Below are 13,313 nucleotides of genomic sequence, written 5' to 3' on the forward strand. Positions count from 1 at the left end.
TGACTGGTACTAATAGGCCGAGGGCTTGTCCTCAGATGCTCGCGTCCACTGTGAAATTTTTTTCTTCGATGACAGCCATTTAGTGTTTCGGTGGTCATGGCGGAGGGGAAACGCCCGGTTACATTCCGAACCCGGAAGCTAAGCCTTCCAGCGCCGATGGTACTGCATGGGGGACCGTGTGGGAGAGTAGGTCGCCGCCGAACAATTATTGAGAGTAGGCCCGTTGGGGATTTCGATCCCCAACGGGCCTACTCTTGTTTCATGGACAAGTATGCGATCCGGACCACGCGCCGCGAGGACTGGGCGCGGCTGCGGGAACTGCGGCTCGCCGCACTGCTCGATCCGCTGGCCGAGGTGGCGTTCTACCAGACCTACGAGGCCGCGCTGGAGATCCCCCAGCAGGAATGGGAACGCCGAGCCGCCGGCGAACGCACCACCACGTTCATCGGATACCCGGTCGATCCCGAAGAACCCGGCGGCTCCGCCGGGTTCGCGGCGGACAAACCGTGGGCCGGCATGGTGACCGTCTTCCCCGAGCCCGACACGTTCGCCGACGCCGACGCCGACGCCGACCACGTCGTCGTCGTGGGCGTCTACGTCCGGCCGGAACACCGTGGCACCGGGCTGGCCGCGGACCTCATGCGGCGGGCCATCGACTGGGCAGGCGACCGCGAGGTGCGGCTGCGCGTCCACGAGAAGAACCCGCGCGCCGCACGCTTCTACGCCTCCCTCGGCTTCCGCCCCAGCGGCGTCGGGCACCCCGACCCCCGCATGCCCGGGTTCCAGGCCGTCGAACTCAGCCTCCCCGCCCGGCGGCGCTGAACGCCGCCGTCCCCGTCACGCAGCGGCCGGGGCGCCCACGAGACGCGCGCGGAACGCGATGATCGCGTCGGCCACCGCGTCCAGATGGCTCTCCAGCAGGAAATGGCCGCCGTCCAGCAGCACGATCTCCGCGTCCGGAGCATCCCGCCGGAACGCCTCCGCACCGGCCGGACCGAAGATCTCGTCGTTGCGGCCCCAGATCGCCAGCACCGGGACCCCGCTCGACCGCAGCCACGCCTGCACTGCCGGGTACAGGGCCCGGTTACCGGCGTAGTCGCCGAACAGGGCCAGCTGGGCACGGTCGTTCCCCGGCCGGGCCAGCAGCGCCAGGTCGTGCTCCCAGGCGTCCGGGTCAACCAGAGTGGGGTCCGGGACGCCGTGCGTGTACTGCCACTCGACGGCCTCCCGGCTCAGCGCCGGCCGCAGCCGCGCCTCGTTCTCCGGGCCGCGGTCCTCCGCGTAGGCCCAGATGGGCGCCCAGAACTCCGGGACGAACCCCTCCTCGTAGGCGTTGCCGCTCTGCGAGACGACACCGAGCACCGCCTCCGGGGAGGCCAGCGCCAGCCGCCAGCCGATGGGCGCCCCGTAGTCCTGGACGTAGAGCGCGTACTGTTCCACGCCCAGGGCGGCCAGGAAGCCGCGGGTCACCTCGGCGAGCGCGTCGAAGGTGTAGGGGAAGTCCGCCGCGTCCGGAGCCGACGAACGGCCGAAGCCGATGTGGTCGGGGGCGATCACCCGGTACGGGCCGGCGAGCGCCGGGATCAGGTGGCGGAACATGTGGGAGCTGGTCGGATAGCCGTGCAGCAGCAGGATGACGGGGGCGTCCGCGGGGCCGGCCTCCCGGTAGAAGACGGTCAGGCCGTCGACGTCCACGGTCCGGTGATGAACAGCAGCCATGGGGTAACCCTTAAAGTCGGTTTTACTGGTTAGGTTACCCTGATCATGCACAGGACGTTCAGAGGTGTCAAGGAGAGTGGGGCATGGGCGTGGTGGAGGACGAGGACCTGCTGCTCGCCGTGCTCAACAGCGCTCCGGTACTCGACGGGCGCCCCACCGACGCGCTGAGCGGGGAGGGCGCGGCGGACTGGGTACGCGGTCTGGGCGGGGACGGCACGGCCGGGGAGTGCGAGCGGCTGCGGCGGGTGCGGGACACCCTGCACCGGCTCGTCCGGGGCACGTCCTCGGACACCGGCGCGCTGGCCGCCGTCCTCGACGGGGCGCGGCTGCGCCCCGAGGTGTCGGCGGCCGGGGTGTCCTGGCGGCTGGAGACGGCGCCCGGTGCGGACCTGGCCGTCCGGGTCGTCCTCGCGTGGTCGCGGGTGCTCACGGAGCTGCCGGGGCGGCTGCGGGCGTGCGCCAACGACGCGTGCCGGCTGTTCCTGATCGACCACAGCAGGCCCGGGACCGCGCGGTGGTGCTCCATGGCCGTGTGCGGCAACCGGATGAAGGCGCGCACCCACGCGCGCAAGCGGCAGCCGGGCTAGCGGGCTGCCGCGCGGCCCGCGCGGGCGGGGTCAGGCGCCGACGACGGTCAGCTTCGGCTGCTCGGAGGTCAGGGCGTCGACCAGCGCGGCGCGGAACGGGGCCGTGGGGGTGTGGTTGCCGATGACGTACAGGGTGCCGCCCTCGTTGGCGAGGTTGTCCAGGGCCAGGGTGTCCACCCGGCCTGGTGAGCAGGACTGACGGATGTGCAGCTGGTCCAGGCCCTCCAGCGCCCGGCCGATCAGGACCAGGGCCGCGTCCCGGCGCTCCGGCAGCGAGGTGAGGGCGCTCTCCAGCTCCATGGAGGCCCCGCCCGCGGCCCGGGGATGGGTGCGCAGGATCTTGGCCGGGTCGGCGGTGGCCTTGCCCTGGGCCCAGCGCTGCACCTGCTGGATCGGCTCCCCGGCGAGCGCGGCGGCGTGCAGATAGCAGCGCAGCAGGGTTTCGGCGGTCTCGGCGTCGAGCTGGAAGATGGGCTCGGTGGGCCGTACGGGGCCCAGCAGGGCCTTGGCGCGGCTCCTGGCGGCCGGCATGTCCTCCGCGCCGCGCTGGGGCGCCCAGCGCAGCCGCACGGGCGCGTCCGAGGCGTGGCCGGGGTCGTAGACGTGGACGGGGCCGTGCCTGCCGCGCCGGGTGGCGGTCTTCGTCCACAGGCGGCCGTCGGGGTCGAGGACGATCAGGCCCTCGGGTCCGGCCAGGACGGCGGCCACCGGATCGGCGGCCGGGGCGGGGGTGGGCACGGTGGTGGCGGTGGCGATGCCGGTCGCCGGCTGCTGGGGGTGGGGCGGCTCGTACGTGCGCGGTACGGGGGCGGGTTGGGGCGCCGCTGCCGGTGCCGCGTACCCCGGCTCGGCCGCCTGTTCCTGCTCCTGCCCCGGCCCGTGCTCCCGCGGGTGCCGGGCCGGGCGGGCGCGCCAGCGGGCGACGCGGATCGCGATCCACAGCACGCCGCCGAACAGCATGATGACCAGCACCAGGAAGATCAGCCACAGCAGGCCCGCGCCCGGCAGCGTCTCCGGGTCGGCCTGGGGCCAGGCGCCGGCCACATCGCCGGGCTGGGTGAGGAAGTGGCGCAGCGCGGTGGCGGTGCGCAGGAAGGTGACGCCGTCCGGCCAGGCGCCGTGGGCCACCCAGCCGGCGACGCCGGTGGCCGTCCAGGTGAGGACGGTGAGGCCGAGGACGAAGCCGAGGCCGCCGACCAGCAGCGCGTCGGGGACGCCTCCGCCGCGCCGGGCCGGGGACGGGGGTGGGGTGCGGGTGCTCATCCGACGCCCTGCCGTTTCTCGAAGGAGATGACCCGTTCCTCCGTCTCGGCCTCGAAGGGGTCGGTGAGGCCGAGCGGGTTGTCGTCGCCGGTGCCGGCCTCCAGGGCGGCCGGTCCGTCCGCCGTCGCGGCGGACGCGGCGCGCTGGGCGGAGGACTCGGTCATGGCGCGGTCGGTGAAGACCAGGGGGCGTTCGCTCTCGGTCACCAGGTGTTTGACGACCTGGACGTTGCCGTTGACGTCCCACACGGCCATGCCCGGGGTGAGGGTCGGGATGATCTCCACGGCCCAGCGGGGCAGACCGAGGACCTGGCCGGTGGCGCGCGCCTCGTCCGACTTCTGGGCGTAGATGGTCCGGGTGGAGGCCATCTTGAGGATCGCGGCGGCCTCCTTGGCCGCGGCGCCGTCCACGACGTCGGAGAGGTGGTGGACGACGGCGACGAAGGACAGGCCGAGGCGGCGGCCGAACTTCAGCAGCCGCTGGAAGAGCTGGGCGACCGAGGGCGAGTTGATGATGTGCCACGCCTCTTCGACCAGGAAGATCCGTTTCTTGCGGTCGGGCCTGATCCAGGTGTGCTCCAGCCAGACGCCGACGATCGCCATCAGGATCGGCATCGCTATGGAGTTGCGGTCGATGTGGGAGAGGTCGAAGACGATGAGCGGGGCGTCGAGGTCGATGCCGACCGTGGTCGGGCCGTCGAACATGCCGCGCAGGTCGCCGTCCACGAGGCGGTCGAGGACGAGGGCGACGTCCAGGCCCCAGGCGCGGACGTCCTCCAGGGCGACGTTCATCGCGTCGGCGGACTCGGGCAGCGGGTGGCGCAGCCGCTCCACGATGTCGCCGAGGATGGGCTGGCGGCCGTCGGGGTTCTGGGCGGCGGTCTGGTTGACGTAGGCGTGGGCGACCTTGAGGGCGAAGCCGGAGCGTTCGTCGAGGCCGCGGCCGAGGGCCACCTCGATGATGGTGCGCAGCAGCGCCAGCTGGCCGGTGGTGGTGATGGCCGGGTCGAGGGGGTTGAGCCGGACGGTGCCGTCGAGGGCGGCCATCGGGTCGAGGCGGATGGGGGTGATGCCGAGCTGCTGGGCGACCAGGTTCCACTCGCCGACGCCGTCCTCGCCCTGGGCGTCCAGGACGACGACCTGGCGGTCGCGGAACCGGAGCTGGCGCAGGACGTACGTCTTCTCCAGGGCGGACTTGCCGTTGCCGGACTCGCCGAGGACCAGCCAGTGCGGGGCGGGGAGCTGCTGGCCGTACAGCTGGAACGGGTCGTAGATGTAGCCCTTGCCGGAATACACCTCGCGGCCGATGATCACGCCGGAGTCGCCGAGTCCGGGGGCGGCGGTGGGGAGGTAGACGGCCTGGGCCTGGCCGGTGGAGGTGCGGACGGGGAGGCGGGTGGTCTCGGTGCGGCCGAAGAGGAGGCTGGTGAACGCCTCGGTGATCAGGTTGAGCGGGTCACGGGCCGGCATGACGGCACCTCCTGGGCGCCTGGGGGGACGTGTGGGAGGCGGGGGTCATCGCCTGATTCCGGTGGCGAAGGGGAGGGTGTTGACGAACGCGCGGTGGTGCTCGCGGTCGCACCATTCGAGCTTGAGGTACGACTTGCCGGCGGAGGCGCGGATGGTGCGCTTGTCGCGGGCGAGCGCTTCGGGGTTGGGGGAGGAGACGGTGAGGTAGCCGACGAGGTTGACGCCGGCGGCGCCGGAGGCGAGGTCGTCGCCGCGCTGGTCGACGCGGCTGTGGGCGGCGACGTCGCGCGGGTCGACGGTGCGGTTCATCTTGGCGGCGCGGGCCGCCTCGGCGTCGTCGTTGGTCTTCTCGGTGAGCATGCGCTCGATGGCCAGCTCGGTCGGTTCGAGGTCCATGCAGACGGCGACGGTGCGGATGACGTCCGGGGTGTGGACGAGGATCGGCGCGAGGAAGTTCACGCCGACCGGGGTCATCGGCCACTCCTTGATCCAGGCGGTGGCGTGGCACCAGGGCTCGCGGGTGTCGGACTCGCGGGTCTTGGCCTGGAGGTAGGTGGGTTCGCGGGCGTCGAGTTCGGCCGGCCAGGCGTTGCGGCGGGACATCGCCTGGAGGTGGTCGATGGGGTGGTCGGGGTCGTACATGGAGTGGATGAGGGAGGACAGCCGGGCCTCGCCGAGCGGCTGGCGGACGCGGATGTCGGCCTCGGTGAGGCGGGCGCAGATGTCGGCGAGTTCGCGGGCCATGATGACGGCCAGGGCCTCGTCCTGGGACATGCGGCGGCCGTTGTTCTGCCGGCCGGCGCGGGCGATGGCCTGGGCCTCGTTGCTGAGGTCGCGGGAGTGGTGCATGCAGGCGACCAGGTAGGCGCGGTGCTGCTCGCTGGAGGTGGACACCATCGACTGGAGCTGGTCGTAGGAGTCCTGGAGCCAGCCGGGGGCGTCGGGGTCGCCGCGCTCGGCGACGTCGTTGGCGTGCGCGTCGGGGTCGGCGGGGAGGGTGCGGGCCAGCATCTGGATGCGGGTGACGTGGCCGTCGCCGTTGGCGACGTGCTTGAGGAGGGTGCCGAAACGTTCGACCAGCGCCTCCTGGTCCTCGCTGTCGCGCAGGCCGACACCGGGGCCCTCGATCTCGATGGCGGCGGTGATGGTGCGCTTCTCGGTGTGCAGCAGGACGGCGATCTCGTCCGGGCCGAAGGGCGCGGCGAGCCACTGGACGCGGCCGACGCCGGGGGGTGCGCCGATCTCGACCTCACGGCCGGTGAGGGAGGTGCCGGCCTCGGGGGCGGCGGAGCGGTAGGTGGCGCCGGTGCGCTGGGTGCGGCGGAAGTGTCGGTTGATTTCGAACCACTTGTAGAAGGTGCGGCCGTTGTAGGGCATGTAGACGGCGGCCAGGGCGAGCAGGGGGAAGCCGGCGAGGCCGACGATGCGGATCGTGAGCTGCGGGATGAGGATGCCGCTCATCATGCCGAGGAAGGCCCCGGCGACGATCAGGGCGATCTCGCCGGTCTCGCGGTTGCGGCCGACGAGCGCCTGGGGGCGGGCGCGGCCGATCAGATAGGTGCGGCGGCGGGTGAGTGTGTGCGGCGGGCTGGTCACCTGCTGCCTCCTCCTCGGTTACCTGCGGCCGGGCCGCTGGGGGAGCCGGTCGCGCTGCCTCCGGTGGCGCGGTTGCCGTGGGCGGCGACGCCGCCGGAGACGGCGCTGCCGCCGCTGCCGCGCTGGGCGCTGCCGCCCTGGCCGCCGGTGGCGGCGGCCGCGCCGTCGCGGGCGCCGTGGGTGCCCATGCCCTGGCGCAGGACGGTGGCGGGGGTGGCGATGGCGGCCTTGGCGGCGCGGCTGGAGGTGTCCTGGCGGGCGGCGCGGTGGCTGACGATCTCGTCGCCGAAGCCGGGGACGAAGCGGTAGATCATGGCGGACGCGAAGATCGCCAGCAGGATGATGGCCAGCCCGGACACGACGGCGGAGAAGGCGGAGGGGCCCTCGCTGGTGGAGAGGGCGGAGGCGAGGCCGAGGACGATCACGATGACCGGCTTGAGGAGGATGACGGCGATCATGATGCCGGCCCAGCGGCGTACGTGGCCCCACAGGTTCTTGTCGACGAGGCCGGCGTAGACGGCGGTGCCGAGCAGCGCGCCGACGTAGAGGAGGGCGGCGCGGATGACGAGTTCGAGCCAGAGGACGCCGGCGGCGAGGATGGAGATGAGGGAGACGACGATCAGCATGATCGGCCCGCCGCCGATGTCCTCGCCGGCGGCGAGGGCGGCGGAGAAGGAGCCGAAGAACTGGTCGGAGTTGTCCCCTGTGCCCGTCACGATGGCGTCGGTGACGCCGTCGGTGGCCGCGACCACGACGTAGAGGATCAGCGGGGTGAAGGCGGAGGCCATGACGGTGAGCCAGAGGAAGCCGATGGCCTCGGAGATGGCGGTGGTCAGCGGCACGCCCCGGATGGCGCGCTTGGCGATGGCCAGCAGCCACAGGATGAGGGTGAGGACGGTGGAGGCGGCGAAGACGACGGCGTACTGGCGCAGGAAGGCGCCGTTGGTGAAGTCGACGTTGGTGGTGCCGGAGACGGCGGCGGAGAGCTGATCGACGATCCAGGCGGCGGCGTCGGCGCAGCCCTGGGCGAGGGAGGACAGCGGATCGAGGGTGTCGCCGAGGCGGTTGCCGCCTCCGCCACCTCCGCCGCCCCCGTCTCCGTTGCCTTCGCAGTACTCGCGGGCGGAGCCGGTGATGAGTTCGCAGTCGGGATTGCCGCCGTCCTCCGGCTCCTCGGTGGTCTCGTCCTCCTCGTCGGCGCGGGCGCGGGCGGCGAAGGCGAAGCCGGTGACGAGAAAGGCGGCGACGGTGGCCGTGAGTGTGGCCAGGCGTGGCCGGAGGCTAGCGCGCATAGGTGAACCCTCCGTACTCCTCGACGGCTTCCGCGATCTCATCGGCGCCGGATGCCCGGTTGTCCCCGGGGACCGGTGTGGGGCCCTCGGTCTGGGTGGTGCCGGTGACCTTCCAGTCGCCGTTCTCCCAGACCAGGGAGAAGGTGATGGTGAACCAGGAGCTTCTGACCGGGGTCAGTGACTCGGAGCCGGCGAGGCCGAAGAGCCCCGAGCACCAGACGGCCACCTCGGCGGTGGTGTCGGTGTAGGTGGTGAGGTAGGAGCCGATGGGGGTGGCGCGGCTGACGAAGGTGAGCCCGTCGGGGGCGTTGCCTTCGGCGTCGATGCCGACGCGTTCGTTGAACGCGGGGCTGTAGTCGGCGTTGAAGGCCTGGAGGAGGTCGGCGGTGTAGTCGGATGCGCTGATGGTGGTGACGATCAGCTCGCGCTGTTGCGCGTTGAACATCCCTTCCCCGCCGAGCGCGACGGCATAGTTCGTCGCGGCACTCTCCGCGCCCTGGGCGGTCTGCGGGTAGCCGGAGGGGATGCCGTTGGTGAAGCCGTCGACGGGCTGTTCGCCGGAGGGGGCGGTCGGGTTGGCGCCGGGCCGGTCGCCGTCCCCGGAGCCGCCGTTGCCCCCGGATCCGCTGCCGTCGTCGGCGCGGTTGGCGAAGACGATGGCGGCGATCAGGATGAGGACGATACCGACGATGGTGACGACACTGCGGCCGGGCGACGGGGCGGGGCGCCGGTCGGCGAAACCATCCTGCTCGGGGAGCCGGGTACGGGTCTGTGAGGGGATGGCACGGCCGCGCTCGTCGTCGTACCCGTCGCCGCCGTAGCTCATGATCGTGCCCCCTCAACAACCGCCGTGAGTCTATTACCTCCTCACACGACGTTAGCGTCCCGGACGGACAACGGTGCGCTTTGGCCGGAACGATCAGTCAGGGTTGCCGGAGTTGGCCCGGTACGCGTTGTGAAGGTCTAGTGTGTGGCCCCCGCGCCCACCATGCGCAGCAGGGCGGCCCACCGGGCGGGTGTGGTGAGGAGGACGGTGCCGGGGTCCTCGCTCTCCCGGAACCGGAGGCGGCCGGAGGGGGTGGAGGCGACCTCCAGGCAGTTGCTGTTGGGGTCGCCGCTGCTGTAGCTGGACTTCTGCCACTCAAGGTCCGGCATGTTTTCCCTCCTTCATGAGGTACAGGAGATGGTGCACGAGCCCGAGTGAGCCTTCCCCGAGGTGGCCAGTCAGGTCAAGGGACGCCAGCGACACGGAGCTGAGACGAGAGAAGTCCGTCGCGAACCGGTCGATGTGGGTGCTGTCGCCGAGGAAGACGGAGGCGACCGGTTGCTCCACATGAACGGTGCAGAGTTCGGCCACCCCGGCGTCGAGAAGTGTGTAAGGAGCGCCTGGCGTGGCGGGGTGAGCGTCGGCTGAGAAGGGCAACACCTGAATGGTGATATTCGGGAACTGGGCGAGCTGTACCAGGTATTCGAGCTGGCCCAGCATCACCTCGCGATCCACGAACTTCATGTGGAAGGCTGCCTCGTGGATGACAGCGTGGTAGGCAGGCAGGGGTTCCTCAACCAGCACTTGCTGGCGGCGCAGCCGGAAGTTGACGTACTCCTCTATGACTTCAACCGGCGCTGCCGGACTCGTCCTGGTGAAGAGACAACGCATGTAGTCGGGAGTTTGCAGGAGCCCCGGCACATACAGCCACTCGAAGGAGCGGTGGGCTGTCGCTGAGTGCTCCAGCTCCGCGAGGTCGATGACCCGGGCTTCCATGGATTTCGCGTATGCCGTCCACCAGCCCTTGCCGCTGGCGTTGCTCATCTCGGCCAGGGCGTCGATCAGCGCCTTATTCGTACAACCGTAAACGTCGGCGAGCGCCCGCAGACGGGCTTCCGAGCATGCGGTGCGGCCCGCCTCGATGTTGCTCAGGTGCGGTGTGTGGATGCCGATGCGGCGGCAGACCTCGGAGCGTGGCACACCGGCGGCTTCGCGCAGCTTCCGCAGCTCCTGGCCGAGGCGTCGCTGGCGCTGGCTGACGTTCGATCGCAGTCCCATGTCTCAACTCCCACCACAGCATCACCCACTTCGATCCCGCGTTCCGCTCAGCTCACTCCATTGGGTGAGGAATCCTGGCAAGGGTTGTATTCGTTACCAGGCAGATCCTAGCTTCAAAGGTGATCAACCCGGACTGCCGTAAGTCCGAAGTGCACCGCGCGGGAAGCGACTTGCGCGGCGGGCCACGGCCGGCGGGCGGGCGACCGTATGAAGGGAGCTGGTTCGCATGTGTGCTGTCGCCGTCCTTCCCCCGCTCGGCGGGGACTTCTCGTTCACCTTCCCGCCCGACATCCGGTGGGTGCGCAGCGCGCGGGAAGCGGTCCGTACCGCGCTCGCCGCGCCGGGGCGGAGCCCGGAGGGGGAGGACCTGGTGGAGAAAACCACGCTCCTGACCTCCGAGGTGGTGACCAATGCGGTGGTCGCGTCGTTGAACAGCGTGCGGCCCAGCCCCGTCGCGCTCTACGCGGCGTGGACCCCGGCGGGGGCGGTGCGGGTGTCAGTACACGACTCCGCGCCAGGAGTGCCGCAGCCCCCGGCCGGCTTTCCTCCGCCAGAGGACGAGCACGGCCGGGGTCTGCTTCTCATCGACCTCTACGCCTCCGACTGGGGCGTGTGCCACCACACCCCGGGGCCGGGGAAGCTGGTGTGGTTCACGATCGCGGCCGGGCTGCGGTGACGTCGCGCAGGCCACGGCGGCGGGTCACTCTCCATCACCGGCAACTCCTGGCCGCCGCCGGCGTGGTGGAGCGGTGGGCGGGGGTGCGGATCGAGGTCACCGGGGCGGCCGAGCCGCCCGTCCGGGGCAAACGTCACGGGATTCTGCGGCAGTGCGAGGCCCAGCTCGTCACCGCCGCCGGGCCGGACCTCGTGCCCCTGCGGTCGGCGTCCGTGGCACGGCCGGGGGCCGGGCCGGACGGGTATCTGACCGTCGACCTGGCGGTGTGCCCGGCCGGGTTCCTGGAGTCGGACGAGGCGCTGCTGCATCCGCGCGCCGTCGAACTCGCGGTGGCCGTCATGCCGGACGGCGGCCGGCGCCTCCTGGAGACGTACGCCGCCGTCCGGATACGGCTGGTGCTGCTGGTGGACCCCCGGCGCGGCCGGTGGTCACTGAACGGCGACCCCCGGGACGGGCGTTACGGGGAGGTGCGGCACGGAGGGTACGGGGAGACGGTGCCGCTCCCCGTACCGTTCGGCTGCCGGATCGACACCGCCCGCTTTCCGCGGTACGCCGCCCGCGCCGCTCAGTAGCGGCTCTCGGCGACGAAGGCGAACCCGTTGTCGTCGCGGTTGAGGGAGCTGATGCGCATGTCGTCCTCGTCGTCCTCATCGGGGCGGAGGATGAGGGCGACGCTGTCGATGTCGCACGAGTCGTCGTACGTGTACGTCGGCACCAGGGGACTCACCAGGATGGTGGTGACGTCCGCGTAGACCAGGGTGGCGTCCCAGGAGCAGCTGTAGTCGGGGGAGTAGATGCTCAGGGCCCGCTCGCCCGGTTCGCTGAACAGCAGGTTGACCCTGTACGGCTCGCCGTCCGCCGACGCGGGGGCGCCCATCACCTCGAAGTCCTCGCCGGCCAGGTCGTACGAGCCGCCGTACTTCATGGGCTCGGGGACCTCCATGTTCTTGTCCTCGAAGGACGGCACCATGGCCAGTTCGAGGTCCATGGAGGAGGAGACCCAGGTCAGTTCGTCGGAGCCGGAGACGGTGAGGGACTGGTCGCCGAAGTCGCAGTCGGCGGCGTCGGCGTCCTCGGGGACGGTGGTCAGCTCGCCGGGGGTGAAGACCAGCTCTCCGGAGGCGCCGGTGTTCACCGTCTGGACGTGGTGGCACAGGACGTAGGGGGTGAGGAACCAGGAGGTGGCGCGCGTCTCGGTGCGGTTCTGTTCGATGACCAGGCGGTGCAGGAGCTGGTCGGTGGCGCCCTCGTCGGCGGTCAGTACGCCGTCCCAGGCGCCGAGGTACTCGCGGCTGACGTCCTCGCCGGAGTTGTCGCCGTCCTCGTCCTGGTCGTCGGGTGCCTCATCGGTGTCGTCGCCCTCGTCGACGGGGACCTGCTCGGTGGGCGAGGGGGTGGGGTCGGTGGCCTCGTCGTCCGTGTCGCCGCCGAGCTGGGTGGCGAGGACGACGGAACCGATGACGAGGAGCGGTACGAGGACGGCCGCCGCGATGATCCAGGGCGCGGTCTTCTTCTTCACCGGCGGGTGCGGGCCGACCGGCGGGGGCTGCGTGTACGGCGAAGTGGGCGGGCCGAACCCGGGCGGCGGCGCCGTCGCGTAGCCGGGAGCCGGGTGGGACGCCGGGCCGTACAGGCCGTGCACGGGGGACGGCGGTCCCGGCGGTGCGGCGGGGACGGCCGGGGTGTGGGGCGGCGGGGGCGGGGTTCCGTGACCGGCCTGCGCGGCGCCGTCGTCGTCCGCGTCGTCGGAGGTGAGGAGCGCGATGGCGTCCTTGCCGAGGCCCGCGAGGACGGCGGCCGGGAGCCAGTGGTCCTGGGCGGCGGTGCGGGGGTCGGCCTGCGCGGAGCCGAGGAGTTCGGTGATGCGGTCGGGGGTGGGGCGTTCGGCCGGGTCCTGGGACAGGCATATCTCGATCAGCGGGCGGAGGCTGTCGGGGACGCCGGTGAGGTCCTGTTCGCCCTGGACGATGCGCAGCAGCATGGTGTGCAGCGTGCTGTCGAGGGTGCCGAACGGGCTGCGGCCGGTCGCGGCGAACGTCAGCACCGAGCCGAGCGCGAAGACGTCGGCGGCGGGGGTGATGGACTGCGCGCGGGCCTGCTCGGGGGACATGAACCCGGGGGTGCCGACGATGGCGCCGGCGTGCGTCATGGTGGTGCCGCCGGTGCTTTCGGCGGCGCGGGCGATGCCGAAGTCGATGACGCGGGGGCCGTCGATGGTGATGAGGATGTTGGACGGCTTGAGGTCGCGGTGGATGAGGCCGGCGCCGTGGATGTCGCGCAGCGCTTGGGCGAGGCCGCCGGCGAGATGGCGGACGCTGTGCTCGGGCAGCGGGCCGTAGCTGGAGCTGACCACGGTGTGCAGGGACGGGCCGGCGATGTAGTCGGTGACGACCCAGGGGAACTCGCCAGTGGAGTCGTGGTCCAGGACGGGCGCGATCCACTGGCCGCCGACGCGGGTGGCCGCCTCGATCTCCGCCTGGAAGCGGCGCCGGAAGTCGGGATGGCCGGCGAGTTCGTTGCGGATGAGCTTGACGGCGACGGTGCGCCCGCGCGACGACCGGGCCAGATAGACCTGGCCCATGGCGCCCTCGCCGAGCTTGCCGAGCAGTTTGTACGTGCCGACCTGTCGCGGATCGGCCGCCCCCAGCGGTTCCATTCGCCGTTCCT

At 71.6% G+C, this 13,313-nt stretch carries 13 protein-coding genes and 1 rRNA gene; 5 read left to right on the forward strand and 9 right to left on the reverse strand.

The genetic code is table 11. The annotated features are described in order from the left end of the window. The first annotated feature begins 86 nt into the window (after window positions 1-86). Both rrf and ACFV5N_RS06870 read left to right on the forward strand, forming a co-directional pair. Window positions 87-203: ribosomal RNA gene (gene rrf, locus ACFV5N_RS06865) — 5S ribosomal RNA — on the forward strand. 58 nt (window positions 204-261) lie between these two features. After that, window positions 262-822: a GNAT family N-acetyltransferase gene (locus ACFV5N_RS06870; RefSeq protein ID WP_385595076.1), complete on the forward strand. Its 561-nt coding sequence runs from the start codon at window positions 262-264 to the stop codon at window positions 820-822. A 15-nt stretch (window positions 823-837) separates the two neighbouring features. On the opposite strand, the gene ACFV5N_RS06875 is transcribed toward ACFV5N_RS06870, so the two are convergent. After that, window positions 838-1,719: an alpha/beta fold hydrolase gene (locus ACFV5N_RS06875; RefSeq protein WP_385595079.1), complete on the reverse strand. Its 882-nt coding sequence runs from the start codon at window positions 1,717-1,719 to the stop codon at window positions 838-840. Window positions 1,720-1,802: 83 nt separating this feature from the next. On the opposite strand from ACFV5N_RS06875, the gene ACFV5N_RS06880 reads away from it, so the two are divergent. Beyond that, window positions 1,803-2,306, forward strand: a complete 504-nt coding sequence (locus ACFV5N_RS06880; RefSeq protein WP_385595082.1) for a CGNR zinc finger domain-containing protein — start codon at window positions 1,803-1,805, stop codon at window positions 2,304-2,306. A gap of 30 nt (window positions 2,307-2,336) precedes the next feature. Here ACFV5N_RS06880 and ACFV5N_RS06885 read toward each other — a convergent pair whose 3' ends face one another. From ACFV5N_RS06885 to ACFV5N_RS06915, 7 genes are all read right to left on the reverse strand, one after another. Continuing rightward, window positions 2,337-3,569, reverse strand: coding sequence for a type VI secretion protein (locus ACFV5N_RS06885; protein ID WP_385595085.1), 1,233 nt, complete (start codon window positions 3,567-3,569; stop codon window positions 2,337-2,339). Beyond that, window positions 3,566-5,038, reverse strand: coding sequence for an ATP-binding protein (locus ACFV5N_RS06890; protein ID WP_385595088.1), 1,473 nt, complete (start codon window positions 5,036-5,038; stop codon window positions 3,566-3,568). The genes ACFV5N_RS06885 and ACFV5N_RS06890 overlap by 4 nt, the downstream gene beginning before the upstream one ends. 45 nt (window positions 5,039-5,083) lie before the next feature. After that, a complete protein-coding gene (locus ACFV5N_RS06895) occupies window positions 5,084-6,634 on the reverse strand; it encodes an SCO6880 family protein (protein WP_385595091.1) in 1,551 nt (516 codons plus the stop codon). Further along, complete coding sequence (locus tag ACFV5N_RS06900) at window positions 6,631-7,926, reverse strand: hypothetical protein (RefSeq protein WP_385595094.1); 1,296 nt, start codon at window positions 7,924-7,926, stop codon at window positions 6,631-6,633. Before ACFV5N_RS06900 ends, ACFV5N_RS06895 begins: the two co-directional genes overlap by 4 nt. Then, on the reverse strand, window positions 7,916-8,752 hold the full coding sequence (locus tag ACFV5N_RS06905; protein ID WP_385595097.1) for a hypothetical protein: 837 nt from the start codon (window positions 8,750-8,752) through the stop codon (window positions 7,916-7,918). The genes ACFV5N_RS06900 and ACFV5N_RS06905 overlap by 11 nt, the downstream gene beginning before the upstream one ends. 137 nt (window positions 8,753-8,889) lie before the next feature. Beyond that, window positions 8,890-9,081 (reverse strand): DUF397 domain-containing protein, encoded by a 192-nt coding sequence (locus ACFV5N_RS06910; protein ID WP_385595100.1) that lies wholly within the window; start codon window positions 9,079-9,081, stop codon window positions 8,890-8,892. Continuing rightward, window positions 9,068-9,970 (reverse strand): helix-turn-helix domain-containing protein, encoded by a 903-nt coding sequence (locus tag ACFV5N_RS06915; RefSeq protein WP_385595102.1) that lies wholly within the window; start codon window positions 9,968-9,970, stop codon window positions 9,068-9,070. The genes ACFV5N_RS06910 and ACFV5N_RS06915 overlap by 14 nt, the downstream gene beginning before the upstream one ends. Window positions 9,971-10,196: 226 nt before the next feature. Here ACFV5N_RS06915 and ACFV5N_RS06920 point away from each other — a divergent pair, with 226 nt between their 5' ends. Together ACFV5N_RS06920 and ACFV5N_RS06925 are read left to right on the forward strand one after the other, a co-directional pair. Next, window positions 10,197-10,646, forward strand: coding sequence for an ATP-binding protein (locus ACFV5N_RS06920; protein ID WP_385595106.1), 450 nt, complete (start codon window positions 10,197-10,199; stop codon window positions 10,644-10,646). Next, window positions 10,616-11,218 (forward strand): Uma2 family endonuclease, encoded by a 603-nt coding sequence (locus tag ACFV5N_RS06925; RefSeq protein ID WP_385595109.1) that lies wholly within the window; start codon window positions 10,616-10,618, stop codon window positions 11,216-11,218. The genes ACFV5N_RS06920 and ACFV5N_RS06925 overlap by 31 nt, the downstream gene beginning before the upstream one ends. Here the strand turns inward: ACFV5N_RS06925 and ACFV5N_RS06930 are convergent. Next, window positions 11,212-13,302 (reverse strand): serine/threonine-protein kinase, encoded by a 2,091-nt coding sequence (locus tag ACFV5N_RS06930; RefSeq protein ID WP_385595112.1) that lies wholly within the window; start codon window positions 13,300-13,302, stop codon window positions 11,212-11,214. The two genes, ACFV5N_RS06925 and ACFV5N_RS06930, sit on opposite strands and share 7 nt — an antisense overlap. Between the last annotated feature and the right edge of the window lie 11 nt (window positions 13,303-13,313).

Origin of the sequence: Streptomyces sp. NPDC059853 (assembly GCF_042731495.1) — a bacterium.
Lineage (GTDB): Bacteria > Actinomycetota > Actinomycetes > Streptomycetales > Streptomycetaceae > Streptomyces.